Below are 16,358 nucleotides of genomic sequence, written 5' to 3' on the forward strand. Positions count from 1 at the left end.
GGGAGGGCGGCGGCGGGTGCCGGCCGCGCCGTCAGGCGCGGCGGAAGGCCAGCAGACGGAACGCGGGGTCGGGGCGCGGCAGGTCCGGCTCCGGCAGGCCGGTGAGGCGCATCGCGAGCCGTTCGGCCGCGTTCCCGGGCAGAGCGAGCCGCGAGGCGAACTTCCCCTGGCGCACCGCCCTGGCCGTGGTCAGCGGGGAGCGCCCCTGGCCATGACCGAGGAACAGGGCCTCCCCCACCCACTCCAGGCCGTACCGCTCCCCGTATCCGCCGACCTTCTCCGCACCGTCCGACGGGTCCGACGTGAGGTAGGGGCCGAAGAGCTCGTCGATATCGCTTCCCACGTCGTGCCCCGCGTCCTTGTCGACCGTGGTGACGAGGACTCCGCCCGGTCTCAGGACCCGGGCCGCCTCCGCCACCACGTCCCGTACGGCGCCCTCGGACCGCAGCAGATGCAGCAGCCAGACCGCGCTGACGGCATCGACGGTGGCGTCGGCCAGCGGCAGCCGCCGTACGTCGGCGAGTGTCACCGCGGCGACCCGCTGCCGCGCCATCCGCGCCATGCCGTGGGAGGCGTCGGCGCCGATCACCCGGAGGCCGGGGCGGCCGAGCGCCATGCGTTCGGTCACGAGACCCGTACCGCAGCCGATGTCCAGCAGGGTGCGGGCGGTGGGAGGGATCAGGCCGAGAACGGCACGGGCCGCGGCCTCGGCGCGGGGCACGCCGCCGCGCGTGGTGTCGTAGACCGCTGCCTCGATGTTGTAGTCCAGCACATGAATGACTGTAGGACACAGGTCCGGCATCGCGGGGCAGGAAGGACACGCGCGTATTGCCGCCGCATCCCCCGGCCCATAACGTGCGGTCATGGAGCTGGAGTTGCGCCATCTGCGGACCGTACGTGCCATCGCCGACACCGGGAGCCTCACCAAGGCCGCCGCCTCCCTGGGGCTGGCGCAGCCCGCGCTGAGTGCCCAGTTGCGGCGGATCGAGAAGGCACTCGGCGGACCGCTCTTCGACCGCGACCACACGGGCTGCCGGCCCACTCCGCTCGGTGAACTGGTGCTCGAACGGGCCAGGGTGGTGCTGCCCGCCGTGAGCGAACTCCAGGAGGAGGCCGTGCGGTTCGCCCATGCCCGGGGGTCGATGGAGCGCTTCCGCCTCGGTGGGACGCACGGCCCGCTGCTCGGCGGACTCGTCGACCGTCTGGCCGCCGCCCATCCGGGGGCGCCCGTGTCCACGTACACCAGCTGGTCGGTGGCGGAGATCGCCTCCCTGCTGGTCGGTGGACGGCTCGACTTCGCGCTGATCGGCGCGTGCGGCGAGAGTCCGCCGCCCGAGCCGGACCGGCTCAGCTGGCGGGTCGTCGGCGTCGACCCGGTGTTCGTGATGCTGCCGGAGAGCCACCCTCTGGCGGGCCGGCCCGAACTGGAGCTGTCCGCGCTGGCCGGCGAGTGCTGGGCGGACGTCCCGGGCGACGGCTGCTTCGCGGACTGTTTCGCCACCGCGTGCGCACGGGCCGGTTTCACCCCGGTGTCGGTGTACGAGACGGACACGGCGTCCGTCGTCCATCTGGTGCAGGTGGGGCGGGCGGTCGGGCTGTGCCGGGCGACGTTCCCGCCGACACCGGGTCTCGTGACCCGGCCGGTCACCGGTTCGCCGCTGAGCTGGCGTCATCTGCTCGGCTGGCACCCGCGTTCACCGGCCGCCGACGGTGCGGCCGACGCCGTCGGCGGGTACGCCAGGGCGGCGTACGCGGAGGCGGTGGAGCGCAGCGGCACGTACGCCGGATGGCTCGCGGTCCACCCGCGGTTCGGCGTCGCGCCCTGAGCCACGACCGTGTGTGACAGGGGCGCGACGCCGGTCTCAGTGGGCGCCGTGTGCCGGAGCGATGGCCTCCACCCGCGTCGCCAGCGTCAGGTCCTTCTCGGTGACGGCGCCGCCCGCGGAGTGGGTGTTCACCGACAGACCGACGGTGTTGTAGCCCAGGGTGAGATCCGAGTGGTGGCCCAGTTCCTCCTGGATCTGCGCGACATGGACGGTCAGGGCGGCGGCGGCGAAGTGCGAGGGGAGCCGGTAACCGCGGACGATCCGGTCCCCCTCCAGCGACCAGCCGGGCAGATCGCCCAGCCGCCCCTCGACCTCTTCCTGCGACAGCGGTTCATCGGCCATGACACGGCTCCCTACCGGCGACGGGCGGATCAACAGTGCCCGTGACGTTACGGTCTCCGTGGCGCCCCCGGCGCGAGTGACACGGCGACGGCGTCAGACCCTGGCTCCGTTGTCGCGCGGGCCCCGGCGCGCCGCCGGAGCCGTCCGGCGCCCGGACGTGCGGACCGGTGGCGGGGCCTTGCTGCTCCTTTCCAGTACGAGGGCGAGCGGCACGGCGGTGAGCACCGAGGAGTACGTACCGACGCAGACGCCGATGAGCAGGGCGAGAGCGAAGTCCGCCAGGGAGTCGCTGCCCAGCACGGCGAGCGCGGTGAGGATGAAGAGCGCGCCCATGCCGGTGTTGACGGTTCTGGGGACGGTCTGCAGGACGGCCCGGTCGGCGACGGTGGCGAGAGGCAGGCTCCGGTTCCCGGCCCACAGCTCGCGGACCCGGTCGAAGACCACCACCGAGTCGTTGACCGAGTAGCCGATGACGGTGAGGAGGGCGGCCAGGAAGACGCCGTCGACGGTCCGCCCCAGCCAGGCGAACGCGCCGACGAGAAGGACGAGGTCGTGGACCAGCGCCCCGACCGACGCCACGGCGAACGTCCAGCGGAACCGGACTGCCAGGTAGGCGAGTTGGACGGACACGGCGACGGCGAGCGCGATCAGCGCGTGGCGCCTCAGTTCCTCGCCGAGGCTGGGGCCGATCAGCTCGTCACGGACCTTGGCCGTCTCCCCTCCCTCCGCGGCCAGCGCCGCGCGGACCGCGTGCTCCTCGTCGTTGTCGAGCGCTCCGGTGCGTACGGAGAGGTCGCCCGCGCCCGCGGTGGTGACCTCGGCGTCGCCGAAACCGGCGGCGGCGAGGGCCGTACGGGCGGTCTCCACGTCGACGGGACGGCTCGTGGAGTACTCGACGAGGCGACCGCCGGTGAACTCGACGCCGAGGCCGACGCCCCGCACCAGGATGCCGAGCACGGCGAGGGCGACCAGCGCCCCGGAGACCAGGAGCCAGCGGCGCGGTGCGGCGAACAGTCGCGGATCGCGGCGGGTCAGCCACGTCCGCACGCGGCCCGGGCGTGCGATGCCGTTGACGCCCCGGTAGTCGCTGACGAACCGCGAGCGGGCGGCCGTCTCGGTGAGCGCGCGGGCGATGACGAGCGCGGAGAACATCGAGGCCAGCACGCCGATGGCGAGCGTGACGCCGAAGCCCTTGACCGGTCCCGAGCCCAGGAGGAAGAGGAGTCCCGCCGCGATGAGGGTGGTCACGTTCGAGTCGGCCACCGCGCTGCGGGCCTTGCGGAATCCGGCGGCGAGCGCGGAGCGCAGGGAGCGGCCCGGGCGCTCCGCGCACTCTTCGCGGGCCCGCTCGAAGACAAGGACGTTGGCGTCGACCGCCATCCCGATGGCGAGGACGAATCCGGCGAGCCCGGGAAGCGTGAGCGTGACCCCGAGGGCCACCAGCGCGGCGTACGAGATGACGCCGTACGCGCCGAGGGCCACCGCGGCGAGCGCGCCGAAGAGCCGGTACACGAAGGTGATGAAGAGCGCGGTGGCCGCGGCTCCGATGAGGGCGGCCGCGGCTCCGGCGTCGATGGCCTCGGCTCCGAGCGTCGGTCCGACGGTCCGCTGTTCGACGATCTCCACCGGGACGGGCAGTGCGCCGCCCTGCACGAGAAGCGCGAGCTCACGGGCCTCGTCGGCCGAGAAGGAACCGGTGATGCGGGTCGATCCGGACGGGATGCCGACGTCGCAGCCGACCGAGGGGTCGACCTGGGGGGAGGAGATCACCTGCCGGTCCAGGACGATGGCCACGCGGCGCCGGTCGTCCTGAACGGGGTGGCAGGCGGCTCGGCCGGTCAGGCTGGTCCAGTCGCGGGCGGCGCCCTTGTGGAAGGCGAGGTCCACGGTCCAGCCGGCGCCCTGCTGGGCGTCGAAGACGGCGGTGGCGTCCTTCACTCCGGCGCCGGAGAGTGCGGCGGGGCCGAGCGCGAGGGGGCGGCCCCGCTCGTCGGGCAGGGATGTCCGGCCCTGCTCGCCGTCCGTCGCCGGAGTGTCCGGTCCCCTCACGGCGTGGAAGGTCAGCTGGGCGGTTCTGCCGAGCACGTCGGCCGCCTTGCGCGGGTCCTGGACGTCGGGGAGTTCGACGATGATGCGGTTCTCGCCGGAGCGGGTCAGGGTCGGCTCGGCGACGCCGAGGGAGTCGATGCGTTGGCGGAGCACCTCAAGCGTGCGGTCGGTGGTCTCCCGGTCCGCGACGGCGGTACCGGAGTCCTTGGCCTGGAGCACCATGCGGGTGCCGCCCCGCAGGTCGAGGCCGAGTGCGGGTGACATGGTCAGCGTGATGTACACGGAGACGAGCAGTACGGCGGCAGCCAGAACCGCTCGCACCGTGGTGGCGCGAGTCATGGGAATCCTCCGAGGGGGCGCCGGCCGCCCTCATCTCAGCGAGGACGGAACGGCTGCTCTGTGGAACAGGTCCGTGGGACCGGTCGGCCGACCGGCGGCCCTGCGGGAGGACCCCGTACACCGGGCAGCGCCGCGCGGGCCCGGCCGGGGGCGCGGACGGGAGCTTCGGCCGGGCGCGGCCCTGCGGCGCCCGCCACTGCCGTACGGAACGGGCCCGGCGGCAGGGCGGGGTGGCCGGGTGCTGCGAGGCACTGCGTGAGGTGGGGGCGCTCGGTACCGGCCCGGGGAGGCCCGGCGGGATCGCCGCCCGGTGCCCCGGCACGCCGGGGCAAGGACGCTGCCGGGGGTACGGGACGGCGGGGTCCCTGGACGGCGGCCCCGAGGGCTCGGGGCCTGCGGGTGTCCTGGATAGCTGACCCGTGGGCGCGGGGCCTGCGGGTGTCCTGGACGTGTCCTGGGCGCGCCGTCCGGTCGGTGTGGTGGGCAGGAGGCTGCGCGGCGGGTGCGTGGGCGGTCGACGGCGGTCCTGCGGACGCGTGCGCCGGGAGACCCGCCGCCCCTGCCGCGGGGGCGCCGCCGACGAGGGCGAGGACGGTGAGGAGGAGCGCGGCCAGGATGTGCCGGGCGCCCGCGGTCCGGTGGTGCGGCCTGCCTGCCGGGTGCGCGGTCCCCCGGGGCGGCCCCGGGAGGGGGTTCACCCCGGTCGGCCGGGAAGGGCGGCGGGCACCGCGTCCGGGTGGCGCAGGACGGAGCCGAGGATCAGTCCCGCACCACGCACGACAGCGGTCGACGGGTCGTCGGCGAGGCGGACGGGCACGCCGAGGCGCACCGCGATCCGGTGGGTGATGTCGGGGCGCAGGGCACCGCCTCCGGCGAGCACGGGCCCCTTGCGCAACGCGCCGCGGAGCGCCCCGTGCCGGTCCTGCCGCCACATCGACATGATCATGTCCAGCACGGTCCGGACGACGGCGCCGGGGACGGCATCCGCCGTGGGGTCGCTGAGTCCGGTCTCCGCCTGCCGGGCGTCCGTGACCGTCCCGTCGACGAGCAGGGTCACTTCGGTCAGTTCGGCGCCCATGTCGATGACGAGCAGCGGACCGCGGCCCCGGGGGTGCGCGTACGCGGCGGCGGCCCTGGCGCTGTCGAGGACGACGACGCCGGCCGGCCCGAGGGCGGTGAGGAGTTCCCTCGCCGCCCGCCGGTGCTCCGCTCCGGCGAGGACCGGATGACTGAGGACCATCACGGTGTCACTGCGGTCGGGTCCCAGCGCCGCGTCGGCGATGCGGCCGAGCAGCCTGCCGCAGGACTCGGGGTCGACGATGCGTCCGCGCCGTACGGGCCGCCCTGAGACGTCGTCCGGCAGAGGGTCGAGGACGAGGCCGCGCCCCGGCACCCAGGCGCGGGTCCGCGAGCTGCCGAGATCGATGGCGATGCCCCGGGTGGCCCGGGGGTGCCGGTGGACCGGCCTACCGTGTCGCCGTCCGTCGCGCAAAGAACTCATCGCCCCTCACCCCGGCCCGCCACCGCAGCCGCCCACGCACCGATGACCCGCTGATAGCGAGGCATGACCGAGCCCTCACTATGCAATACCGGGGAAGAGAACGCCACTTCCTCAAGGAATCAAAGGGTCCCTCCGTCAGACCTCCGTGGCCAGAAACGCGTCGACCAGCTCGGCGAACTCGTCGGGCGCCGCGATCCGGACTCCCAGATCCTCGGCCTTGGTGCGCTTGGACCCGGCCTTCTCCCCCGCGACCAGCAGACTCGTCCGCTTGGAGACGCTGGACGAGGACTTCCCGCCCGCGCGCTCGATCAGCTCGTTCATCTGATTGCGGGACAGCTTCTCCAGCGGACCGGTCATGGCCCCGGTGACGACCACGGTCATCCCGTCGAGGGGCAGCTCCGGCCGTCCTTCCCCGTCCTCGGCGCCCGCTTCTCCGGCCTGCTCCGCCCCCGGTTCCGGCGGCGGCGTCGCACCGGGCTCCGTCATGTTGACGCCCGCGCTCACCAGCTTCTCGATCAGCGGGGCGAGCTCCGCCAGCTCCACGACCACGCCCGCCGCCTTCTCCTTGCCTATGCCGTCGACCAGCTGGAGCGTCTCGGCGTCGGCGGCGACGATCCGGTCCATCGTGGCGAAGTACCGGGCGATACGCCGGGACATGGAGCGCCCCGTGCCCCGCACTCCGAGTGCGCAGAACACCCGCGACAGCGGGCGGCTGCGGGCCGTCTCGATGGCGGCCAGCAGATTGTCGGTGGACGTCTCACCCATCCGGTCCAGGGCGAGGAGCTGCTCGCGCTCCAGGGTGAAGAGGTCGGCGAAGTCGGCGACCAGACCGGCGTCGACGAGCTGCACCACCCGCGTCGAACCGAGGCCCTCGATGTCGAGCTGGTCGCGGCCCGCCGCGTACGAGACGGACGCGACCAGGCGGCAGTTGCGCCCGCGCGTGCACCGCCAGCGCTGCTCACTGGTGTCGATCTCCGAATCGCACTGCGGACAGGTCTGCGGGAACTCGATCGGCCGCTCTTCACCCGTCCGCAGATGCGCGACGGGTGCCTCGATACGGGGGATGATGTCGCCCGCCTTGTAGACCATCACCCGGTCGCCCAGGCGCAGATCCCGCCGGGTGATGTCGGCCGGGTTGTGCAGGGTCGCGAAGCTGACGGTCGATCCGTCGATCTCGACCGGTTCCAGGACGGCACGCGGCGCGATGATGCCGGTACGGCCGACGTTCCACTCGACGCCCAGGAGCCGGGTGACCTTCTCGACGGCCGGGAGCTTGTACGCGATGGCCCAGCGCGGCGCCCGCGTGCCGGAGCCCGCCTCCCGCTGGTCGGCGGCCAGGTCCGCCTTGATCACGATGCCGTCGATGCCGAACGGCAACGAGGCGCGCAGCGCGGCGACTTCCTCGACCCTCGCCCGCACCTCCTCCGCGGTGGTGACGGTGCGCGGCGCCGCGGCCGTGTCCGCCGCCGTGTGCACGCCGAGCCCGGAGACGTAGGCGAGGACCTCGCTGTGCGGGAGCTCGGCCAGGGTGGCGGTCAGTTCACCGGAACCGGGCAGCGGAAGCGCCCCGTACGCGAAGAACGTCATCTCGACCCGGTAGGGCCGGTCCTTGGCGCGGAGTGTGCCGGCCGCCCCGTTGCGCGGGTTGGCGAAGGGGGCGCCGCCGTGCTCCGTACGCACGGTGTTGGCCTGTTCGAACTGCTCGTTGGTCATGAGGACCTCGCCGCGCACCTCGATCGTCACCGGTGAGCCGAGCCGCTCGGGCAGACCGACGACGGTACCGATCGCATGCGACACGTCCTCTCCGGCGGTGCCGTCGCCGCGGGTGATCAGCCGGTCCAGCCGGCCGTCCTGGTAGCGCGCGGCGACAGCCAGACCGTCGAGCTTCGGCTCCACGCTCCAGGCGGCGACGGGTCTGCCGATGCGCCGCTCCAGGGACGCGGTCCAGGTGACGAACTGCTCGGCGGAGAACACGTTGTCCAGCGAGAGCATGGGGACGGTGTGCGGTACGTCCCCGACGGCGGCGCCGCCCGCGACCTTGCCCGTGGGCGACGCCGCCAGCACCTCCTGGGGGTGCTCGGCCTCGTAGGCGGCGATCCCCCGCGTCAGACGGTCGTACGCGTCGTCGTCGAGCGTGCTCTCGCCCGTGGCGTAGTACGCGGCGGCGGCCTGCGCGGCCTGGTCGACAGCGGCGGCGTACGCGGGCGCGTCGGCGAGCACAACAGCTGGGTTCGTCGTCATGCCCCCCATCCTGCCGCCCACCACTGACAATGCCGCCGAGCAGCCAGGCGGTGGGCCGGCGGATCACGTCATGGTCCGCCGGCCGGCCGGCCCAGGGTGCCGGGCACGGTGTCACCCCCGGGCGGCCGGTGCTCGTCCGGGGCCGGGGCCGGGGCCCCGAGGCCGTCCGGGGCGAGTGGCACCTGCGGTCCGGATGCCTCGCGCAGCCAGTACGCCAGAACCCGGTGCACGGCCTCGGCGCCGACCAGCGCTCCCTGGGCCTCCACGGCGTCGAGCGGATCGGTCAGCCCGGCGGGCCAGAGCAGGAACGGCCGCGACTGCTCTCCGCCCAGCCCGCCGTGCGAGCCGATCTGTTCCTCGAAGGCGTGCACCTCTCCCGTGCCGGGGTCGTACATCGAATTGACCATGACGTCGGCGACATGCGGAAACGTGTCGGTGCGCCGGACGGCGTCCGCCGCACCGGGACCGAACCCGGCGAGCGGCCCTTCCCCGTCCGTCAGCTCCGACACCGGGACCTCGGAGCCGGCCGCCAGCACCACGGACCCGTGCTCCTCGCTCCGTACGAGCAGGAAGCCGACCCCCGGATGGTTGGCGAGCGTCCCCAGCAGCGCGGGGTGACGGCGCTCGATCTCTTCGCGCGAGGCCCGTCCGGCGAGGTCCGGGAAGGACAGCAGCCCGAGGTTGCCCGACGCCAGGACGACCGGGTCGGACCGTTTCGCCGGGTGCTCGGCCTCCCCCGCCTCGACGGGCCTGTGCAGGGCGATCCGGACCGCGTCGCGGGCCTCCGAGCCACTCCTCGTACGCTGCGCCCGGCGGGGCACGGGCAGCCCGCAGCCCGCCCGCACCAGGTCCTTCAGGGTCAGCCCGTACTTCCCGGCGAAGGTCTCGCCCGGGCTCTGGCCGTGGTCGGAGAGGAGCACGATCCGGTAGGTGCGCGGGGCCTGTTCGGCGACCTTCGTGATGAGCGCGAGGGAGCGGTCGAGCCATTCGAGGACCTTCTCCGCGTCGCGGCTGTGCGGCCCCGAGTGGTGCGCGACCTCGTCGTAGGCGACGAGGTCGGCGTAGACGGCCGTGCGTCCGGCGAACATGTCACCGATGACGGCGGCGACCACCACATCGCGTTCGACGACGGTGGCGAAGGCCCTGATGAAGGGGTAGAGCCCGCCGCGCTTGATCCGGGGCGTCTCCTTCCGTACCCGTGCGCGCGTCGACTGGCCGATCTCGCGGCCGACCTCGGCGACGAAGGACAGGGCGGTACGCACGGCGTTGGCCGGGTCGGAGAAGTACGCGAAGTACCCGGCGCGCGAACGCCGCCCCTTGCCGCGCCGGGCGGCCATCGAGAGGACGAGGGCGAGCTGGTCGGCTCCGCCGCTGAAGAGATTGCCGCGGCTCGCTCCGTCGACCGTGAGCAGACCGCCGTCGTGGGTACGGGCGATGGCGCGGCGCTGGAGTTCGAGTGCGCTCGCGGGTCTGCTGGAGACCATGACGGTGCCGGTCTCCTTCTCGTACCAACGGAAGGCGGGCACGTCGTGGTTGCTGCCGTGCAGGATGGCCAGCTGGCTGGCGCCCGTCTGGCTCGACCAGTCCGTGTGCCACGGCATCAGGCGGTGACCCGTCCCGGTCGCCAGCCACTGTGCGACGGTCGGCATCAGCCCGTCGGCAGCGGCCTTCGTCAGCACGTCGTGGCCGACCCCGTCGAGCTGGATGAACACCGTGCCCGGCGGGCCTCCGCGGCCGCCGTCCGCGGTGCCCGCCGTGCCGGTACGGCGGCGGCGCCGGTCCGCGAGCCGGGAGAGCCTTCGCCGGTAGGCGTCGTCGTCACGGACGGCGAGGGCCGTGGAGGTCGCGGAGGCGACGGCCGACATCACCGCGGCGACGACGACCGCGGTCTCCGGATCGGCGGCACCGCGCCCGTCGGGGATGAGGCGCAGGGCGATCAGCAGGAGCGAGCCGTTGAGGAAGAAGACGAGAGCGCCCAGGACGAGCGCGGGCACCACGAGCAACGCCCGTACGAGCACGGGCCAGACGAGTGCGGAGAGCAGTCCGAAGGCGCCCGCGCCCCAGGCCGCGGTGAACGCGGTCTTGGTGATGCTGTCGCCGTTGTCCGACTGGAGCTGGAATTCGGGCAGGATGCCGGCGAGCGCGAGCATCGTCAGGGTGGACACCGCCCAGACCGCCAGCACCCGCATCAGGGCTCTGCCCGTCGTACGCCATCGCGCGTCTCTCACGCCGTCCACCTCACGTCCCGGCCCGTCGTCCCAGGGCCCGCGACCAGCCTTTCACAGCCGGTAGTGGCCCGAAGCCGAGCCGCACACCCTAGGCTCGGAGGCGACACGTGCGCGGCGTCGACGCGTGTGCGACGGGGAAAGAGCGAGGAGGCGACGCGTGCCGGTGGAGGTCACCTGGTGGGGTCATGCCACGTGCACGATCGAGGATTCCGGGGTGCGGGTGCTGACCGATCCCCTTTTCGTACGGCGCTTCGCGCATCTGCGCCGCCGTCGCGGCGCGGTGCCGCCGCCGGAGGCCTCTGCCGCGGAGCTGGTCCTCGTCTCGCATCTGCATTCCGACCATCTCCATCTGCCGTCTCTGGCCCGGCTGGCCCCCGGCAGCCGGCTGCTCGTGCCCGCCGGGGCGCTCCGCGCCGTGCCGGGGCTGCGGATGCTGCGGCGGGTGCGGGGCCTGCACATCACGGAGGTCGCCGCGGGGGACGAGGTGAAGGCGGGCGCCCTGCGGGTACGTGCGGTCCCCGCCCGTCACGACGGGCGCCGGCTGCCCGTGGGGCCGCACCGCTCGCCCGCGCTCGGTTACGTGGTCGAGGGCGAGGCGCGCACGTACTTCGCGGGGGACACCGGTCTCTTCGACGGCATGGCCGAGGCGATCGGCCCGGTGGACGTGGCGCTGCTGCCGGTCGGCGGCTGGGGTCCGTGGCTGGGGCACAACCACCTGGACGCGACCCGCGCCGCCGAGGCGCTGACCCGGCTCAGGCCCCGCTCGGCCGTCCCCGTGCACTACGGCACGTACTGGCCGATCGGGATGGACGGCATCCGGCCGCACGAGTTCCACGCGCCCGGTGAGGAGTTCGTGCGGCAGGCCGCGCGGCTCGCCCCCGAGGTGGCGGTGCACCGGCTGGAGCACGGTGAGTGTGTGCGGCCGGAGGCCGCATGGTGATCGACGAGGTGCTCCGGCAGCTGCCGGACGAGTCGACCCAGCAGGCCGTCGGCTACCCGTCGTTGTTTCTCCTGGTGGCGCTGGGGTCTTTGGTGCCGGTGATTCCGACGGGGGCACTGGTGAGTTCGGCTGCCGTGGTGGCGTTTCACCAGACGGCCCCGTTCTCGCTGCTGGTGGTGTTCGGGGTGGCCTCGGCCGCCGCGTTCCTCGGTGACGTCTGCCTCTACTGGCTGGGGCAGCGGGGGGTGCGTTCCAAGAACGGCTCGAAGTGGCTGCGGGCCCTCACGGACAGGGCGGCTCCGGAACGGCTTGCGCAGGCCCAGGAGAAGCTGGACGAGCGCGGCGGAACGGTGCTGGTGCTGTCCAGGCTGGTGCCCGCGGGGCGGATTCCGGTGATGCTGGCGTGTCTGCTCGGCCGGATGCCGCTGCGCAGGTTCGCCCGCGGGGACGTTCCCGCGTGTCTGGCCTGGGCCGCGACGTACCAGCTGATCGGGATTCTGGGCGGTTCCCTCTTTCCCGAGCCGTGGCAGGGCGTGGTCGCCGCTGTGGGGCTGACCCTGCTGATCAGTGCGGCGCCGACGGTGTGGCGCAGGATCCGGGTGCGGTTCGGGCACGGAGCCGGCGGAACCGCCGGTCAGTGACCGAACACCCGCGAGCTGCCGATCGGCAGGTCCCAGAGCCGGTCACGGGGGTGTCCGGACCGCTGCCACTCGGTACGGAGCCGGGTGAGCGGTTCGAGGACCGGTTCGGCGGAGAGCAGGAACGTCGCCCAGTGCATCGGGGCCATCGCCCTGGCCCCGAGATCCTCGTAGGCGCGCACGGCGTCCTCGGGGTCGGCGTGCACGTCACGGAGCCACCAGCGCGGTTCGTACGCCCCGATCGGCAGCATGGCCAGGTCCAGCCCCGGATAGCGGCGGCCGATCTCCTTGAACCAGTGTCCGTAGCCGGTGTCCCCGGCGAAGTAGATCTGCCGCCCTCCGCGCCGGTCACCGAGCACCCAGCCGCCCCAGAGGGACCGGCAGGTGTCCGTCAGGGTCCGCTTGGACCAGTGGTGCGAGGGCACGAAGTCGAAACGGACGCCTTTCAGCTCCGCCGACTCCCACCAGTCCAGCTCGGTGACACAGCTGAAGCGGCGGCGTCTGCACCAGCGGCCGAGGCCGGCGGGGACGAACAGCGGGGTGTCCCTGGGCAGCCTGCGCAGGGTGGGGGCGTCGAGGTGGTCGTAGTGGTTGTGGCTGATGACGACCGCGTCGACGGGTGGGAGCTCGTCCCAGCGGACGCCGACGGGAGTGATCCTGGCCGGGGTCCCGAGTATGCGGCGGGACCATACCGGGTCGGTGAGGACCGTGAGCCCCCCGATGCGGACGACCCAGCTGGCGTGACCGGCCCAGGTCACCGCGGTCGTACCGCTGTCCACCAGGGGCAGCGGAGCGGGGGCGAACGGCAGGCGGTGGATGCCGCGCAGCCCCTCGGCGTTGGGCCGCATGGCACGCTCACGGGCCAGGCGCGTCATGCCCCTGATGCCGGGCAGGGGCGTGGTGAGACGGTCGGCGAAGGTACGGGGCCAGACGCGGACCTCACCCAGCGGGCGTGTCGCGGTCGTGCCGTCCGGCGCCGTGGTCCCGGTCGTCCCGGGGCGCTGCGTCTGTTCCGTCATCGAGCGGCTCCTTCATCGGAGTTCGTCGAGGGCGCTTGCGAACATGCTCAGCGCCTGGGCGACGTGCGGCAATTTCAAGGGCTCCACCGCGGTGAGGGACTCCAGCTCCTCCTCCTGGGTTGAGCCGAGCAGCGGCCCGGTGCCCAGCCGCACCCGCAGGGCACCCAGTTCGTCCCCGAATCGGTGGCCGCCGGGCGTCGGGGCCCCCAGCCGGTCCGTGAGGTACTCCTCCAGTTCCATGGAGTCCGTCACGCCCCGCGCCGCCAGCCGCGAGCGGAGCGGGCCGAGGTCCGCGTACATGTGGCGGCCCGCCTGCGGCGGCCTGGCGAGGGCGCCCGCCGTGAGCACGGCGCGGTGTGCCGCCGCGGCGACGGCCGCATGCACCTCGGCGGCCTGGCGCATCCTGAGCGTGACAGCCTCCGGTTCGCGCAGCGCGTGGGCGGCGGCCGGGGCGACGGGGCCCGCGACGAAGGCACCGAGTGCGGTGAGGACGTCGAGCGTACGGGCGCGGCACGCGGCCGCCCGTTCGGTGGCCGGGAACCGGGCGACCGCGACCGGCCAGCCGGCCGGGGTCAGGGCACCGGCCAGGTCGGAGAGCACGGTGACGTCCTCGGGGCACATCTCGGCCGGGCTGAGCAGGACCGTGTCGTGCGGCCGGTGCAGGGTGTCGCGCCAGGTCTCGTCGCTGATGATGTGCAGTCCCTCGGCGACCGCCGCCTCGCACGCCTCGCGGACGAGCTCGGGCGGGGCGACGGTGGCCGTCGGGTCGTCGGCCACGGAGAGCAGCAGGAGCCGGGGCCGGCCGCCCTCGGCGCGTACCCTGCGGACCGTTTCGAGCAGGGCGTACGGATCGGGGATGCCGCCGCACTCGGCCGGGGTGGGCACATGGTAGGCGGGGTGACCGATGAGCCGGGCCTGCGGCGTCCAGGAGGCGGGGCAGGGGCGCGGCATGAAGACATCGCCGCCGTGCGCGGCGATCAGCGCCAGCAGCAGGGGCTGGGCGCCGGGGGCGGCGGCGATCGCCTCCGGGGCGGTGTGCAGACCTCGGCGCGCCCAGTAGGCGGCGGCCGCCTCCCGCAGGACGCGTCCGCCGCCGGGTGGTTCGGGGTGGGTCCGGGGGGCGGCGGCGGCGAGCACGGCGGCGAGCTCCGGAAGCACGGGGAGGCCGGGGTCGGGGGCGGGCGGACCGTACCGGACGGGGCCGTGGTCCTCCCGCTGCTCTCGCTCGGTCCTCTGCATCCCGGGCCTCCTCCGCCGGCGGTCCCTGTGTCGCCCTCACGGCCCTTTATACGGAGGTTTCCCCGGGGCCGCCCGCGCACGCGTCGCGTATCCGGGTCCTCCACCTGCGCGGTGGCGGGTCGGGCGGGGACCCTCCTGCACGCCCCCACCCGCGTATCCCGGTCACCCGACCCCGGGCGGTACGGCCTGCTGACGCGCACCGGCACACCGGAACCAGCCCGTCCGGCGCCTGAGGACGGACCCCTCACCCCGCGAACGACGTACCCGGCAGCCCCCGCCCCACATCCGGCAGGACCAGCAACGACCCCGACAACGGATGCGGCGCGACCAGCCCCGTACGAGCCGTCGAGACGTACAGGTCACGCAACCCCGGTCCACCGAACGCGCAGGCCGTCGGCCGCCGCACGGGCAGCGCATACGTCCGGTCCAGCCGCCCGTCCGGCGCGTACCGCCGCACCGCCGCCCCGTCCCAGAGCGCGACCCACACACCCCCCTCGGCGTCGACCGTCAGTCCGTCCGGCGTACCGGCCCCCGCCTCGATCACCGCGAAGGGCCGCCGGCGCACCGCGCGCGTACCGAGGAAGTCCAGGACGTCCACGCGGCCCGTGCCCGAGTCGATGTAGTACATCAGGCGGCCGTCCGGGCTCCACCCCGTGCCGTTGCTGCACGCGACGACGCCCAGTGCGTCGGTCACCGATCCGTCCGCCGCGACCCGCGTCAGGCTCCCGCCGACCTCGTCCTCGTCGTAGCGCATGGTCCCCGCCCACAGCGCGCCGTCCGGCGCCACCGCCGCGTCGTTTCCGCGCCGCCCCGGGACGGGGTCGTGGACCAGCCAGGAGAAGGCGCCCGCGGCGTCGTACAGGCCGATGCCGTCGCGGAGGTTCACCACCAGACCCCCACCCGCACGCGGCTTCGCCGCTCCGACGTGCTGCCCGGTCGCCATGACCGTACGGCGGCCGGATTCGGGAGCGTACGTGTGGATGCGCGAGCCGAGGATGTCGACCCAGATCAGCCGTCCGGCCGCCGCGTCCCAGGTAGGCCCCTCGCCGAGCTCCGCCTGTTCGCGTACGGCTGTCTCGACGGTGTACGTCACGCCTGCCCCTTGCGGTGTCCGAGCCGGGCGGAGAGCGCGTCGGCGCCACCGGCCGCGAGACGGGCCAGTTCCGCTTCGCGCTCCTCGCTCCAGCGGATCATGGGTACGGAGATGGAGAGCGCGGCGACGACGTTGCCGGCCCGGTTCCGTACCGGCGCGGCCACACAGCTCACGTCCGGGTTGGACTCCCGGTGCTCGACCGCGATGCCCCGCTTGCGTACGACGGCGAGCGCGGCCCGCAGCTCCGCGGCATCGGTGACGCTGTTCTCCGTCATCGCCACGAGCTCGCGGCCGTCGAGCCGGGCGTCGAGCTCGGCCTCCGGCAGGGCGGCGAGCAGGAGCTTGCCCACGGAGGTGCAGTGCGCGGGGAGTTTCCGGCCGGCCGCCGAGACCATCCGGACGGCGTGCGTGGAGTCCACCTTGGCGATGTAGATGACCTCGGCGTCCTCCAGGATGGCCACATGGACCGTCTCCCCGCAGCTCTCGGCGACCTCGCGGGCCACCTGCTGCCCCTCGGCGGCCAGATCGAGCTGCTCTGCGTACCGGCTGCCGAGCTGGTACGTCCGTACGCCCAGCCGGTAGCGGCCGGGCTGCTCCGGCACCGTCACCAGGTAGGAACGGGCGGCGAGAGTGGTGAGCAGTTCATGGACGGTGGTACGCGGCAGCTGAAGCTTGCGGGTGACTTCGGGGGCCGAGAGGGTTCCGTCACCCTGGAGGAAGAGTTCCAGTACATCCAGCGCCCGGGTCACCGCTGGGACGAGTCGTCCCATGTTCTCCCACCCATTTCGTTTGTTCGACACTCCGGTCAATGACCGGAATCACGAACGCAGGCTAGCCGCAGGGCACTTGCCGGGGCAACGGCGCGGGGCGAAGCAGGTGACGGGAGCATGGGGAATTTCATGG

General features: G+C 73.7%; 13 protein-coding genes. 3 read left to right on the forward strand and 10 right to left on the reverse strand.

Features of this window, described 5'->3' with window-relative positions; genetic code table 11:
- Window positions 1-31: 31 nt before the first annotated feature.
- On the reverse strand, window positions 32-772 hold the full coding sequence (locus tag AC07FA_RS09140) for a class I SAM-dependent methyltransferase (protein ID WP_479074163.1): 741 nt from the start codon (window positions 770-772) through the stop codon (window positions 32-34).
- 91 nt (window positions 773-863) lie between these two features.
- Here AC07FA_RS09140 and AC07FA_RS09145 point away from each other — a divergent pair, with 91 nt between their 5' ends.
- The gene (locus tag AC07FA_RS09145; RefSeq protein WP_479074165.1) at window positions 864-1,826 is read left to right on the forward strand and encodes a LysR family transcriptional regulator; all 963 of its coding nucleotides are present in this window, start codon (window positions 864-866) and stop codon (window positions 1,824-1,826) included.
- 36 nt (window positions 1,827-1,862) lie between these two features.
- On the opposite strand, the gene AC07FA_RS09150 is transcribed toward AC07FA_RS09145, so the two are convergent.
- The 5 genes from AC07FA_RS09150 to AC07FA_RS09170 form a co-directional block, all read right to left on the reverse strand.
- Window positions 1,863-2,168 (reverse strand): 4a-hydroxytetrahydrobiopterin dehydratase, encoded by a 306-nt coding sequence (locus tag AC07FA_RS09150; RefSeq protein WP_479074167.1) that lies wholly within the window; start codon window positions 2,166-2,168, stop codon window positions 1,863-1,865.
- A 93-nt stretch (window positions 2,169-2,261) separates the two neighbouring features.
- Window positions 2,262-4,556, reverse strand: coding sequence for a protein translocase subunit SecD (gene secD, locus AC07FA_RS09155; protein ID WP_479074169.1), 2,295 nt, complete (start codon window positions 4,554-4,556; stop codon window positions 2,262-2,264).
- 694 nt (window positions 4,557-5,250) lie between these two features.
- Window positions 5,251-6,057 carry a rod shape-determining protein gene (locus tag AC07FA_RS09160; protein WP_479074171.1) on the reverse strand — a complete coding sequence of 269 codons (807 nt, stop codon included), beginning with the start codon at window positions 6,055-6,057 and terminating at the stop codon, window positions 5,251-5,253.
- A gap of 135 nt (window positions 6,058-6,192) precedes the next feature.
- Window positions 6,193-8,298: an NAD-dependent DNA ligase LigA gene (ligA, locus tag AC07FA_RS09165; protein WP_479074172.1), complete on the reverse strand. Its 2,106-nt coding sequence runs from the start codon at window positions 8,296-8,298 to the stop codon at window positions 6,193-6,195.
- Between the two features lie 68 nt (window positions 8,299-8,366).
- A complete protein-coding gene (locus AC07FA_RS09170; RefSeq protein WP_479074270.1) occupies window positions 8,367-10,487 on the reverse strand; it encodes a phage holin family protein in 2,121 nt (706 codons plus the stop codon).
- Window positions 10,488-10,683: 196 nt separating this feature from the next.
- Here AC07FA_RS09170 and AC07FA_RS09175 point away from each other — a divergent pair, with 196 nt between their 5' ends.
- On the forward strand, window positions 10,684-11,466 hold the full coding sequence (locus tag AC07FA_RS09175; protein WP_479074173.1) for an MBL fold metallo-hydrolase: 783 nt from the start codon (window positions 10,684-10,686) through the stop codon (window positions 11,464-11,466).
- Window positions 11,460-12,107, forward strand: coding sequence for a DedA family protein (locus tag AC07FA_RS09180; protein ID WP_479074174.1), 648 nt, complete (start codon window positions 11,460-11,462; stop codon window positions 12,105-12,107). The genes AC07FA_RS09175 and AC07FA_RS09180 overlap by 7 nt, the downstream gene beginning before the upstream one ends.
- Here the strand turns inward: AC07FA_RS09180 and AC07FA_RS09185 are convergent.
- From AC07FA_RS09185 to AC07FA_RS09200, 4 genes are all read right to left on the reverse strand, one after another.
- A complete protein-coding gene (locus AC07FA_RS09185) occupies window positions 12,101-13,123 on the reverse strand; it encodes an MBL fold metallo-hydrolase (protein ID WP_479074175.1) in 1,023 nt (340 codons plus the stop codon). The two genes, AC07FA_RS09180 and AC07FA_RS09185, sit on opposite strands and share 7 nt — an antisense overlap.
- 12 nt (window positions 13,124-13,135) lie before the next feature.
- Window positions 13,136-14,362, reverse strand: a complete 1,227-nt coding sequence (locus tag AC07FA_RS09190) for an aminotransferase class I/II-fold pyridoxal phosphate-dependent enzyme (protein ID WP_479074177.1) — start codon at window positions 14,360-14,362, stop codon at window positions 13,136-13,138.
- A 244-nt stretch (window positions 14,363-14,606) separates the two neighbouring features.
- Complete coding sequence (locus AC07FA_RS09195) at window positions 14,607-15,455, reverse strand: SMP-30/gluconolactonase/LRE family protein (RefSeq protein ID WP_479074179.1); 849 nt, start codon at window positions 15,453-15,455, stop codon at window positions 14,607-14,609.
- Window positions 15,452-16,225 carry an IclR family transcriptional regulator gene (locus AC07FA_RS09200; RefSeq protein WP_479074180.1) on the reverse strand — a complete coding sequence of 258 codons (774 nt, stop codon included), beginning with the start codon at window positions 16,223-16,225 and terminating at the stop codon, window positions 15,452-15,454. The genes AC07FA_RS09195 and AC07FA_RS09200 overlap by 4 nt, the downstream gene beginning before the upstream one ends.
- Window positions 16,226-16,358: the final 133 nt, after the last annotated feature.

Source organism: Streptomyces sp. NPDC045968 (assembly GCF_056430475.1).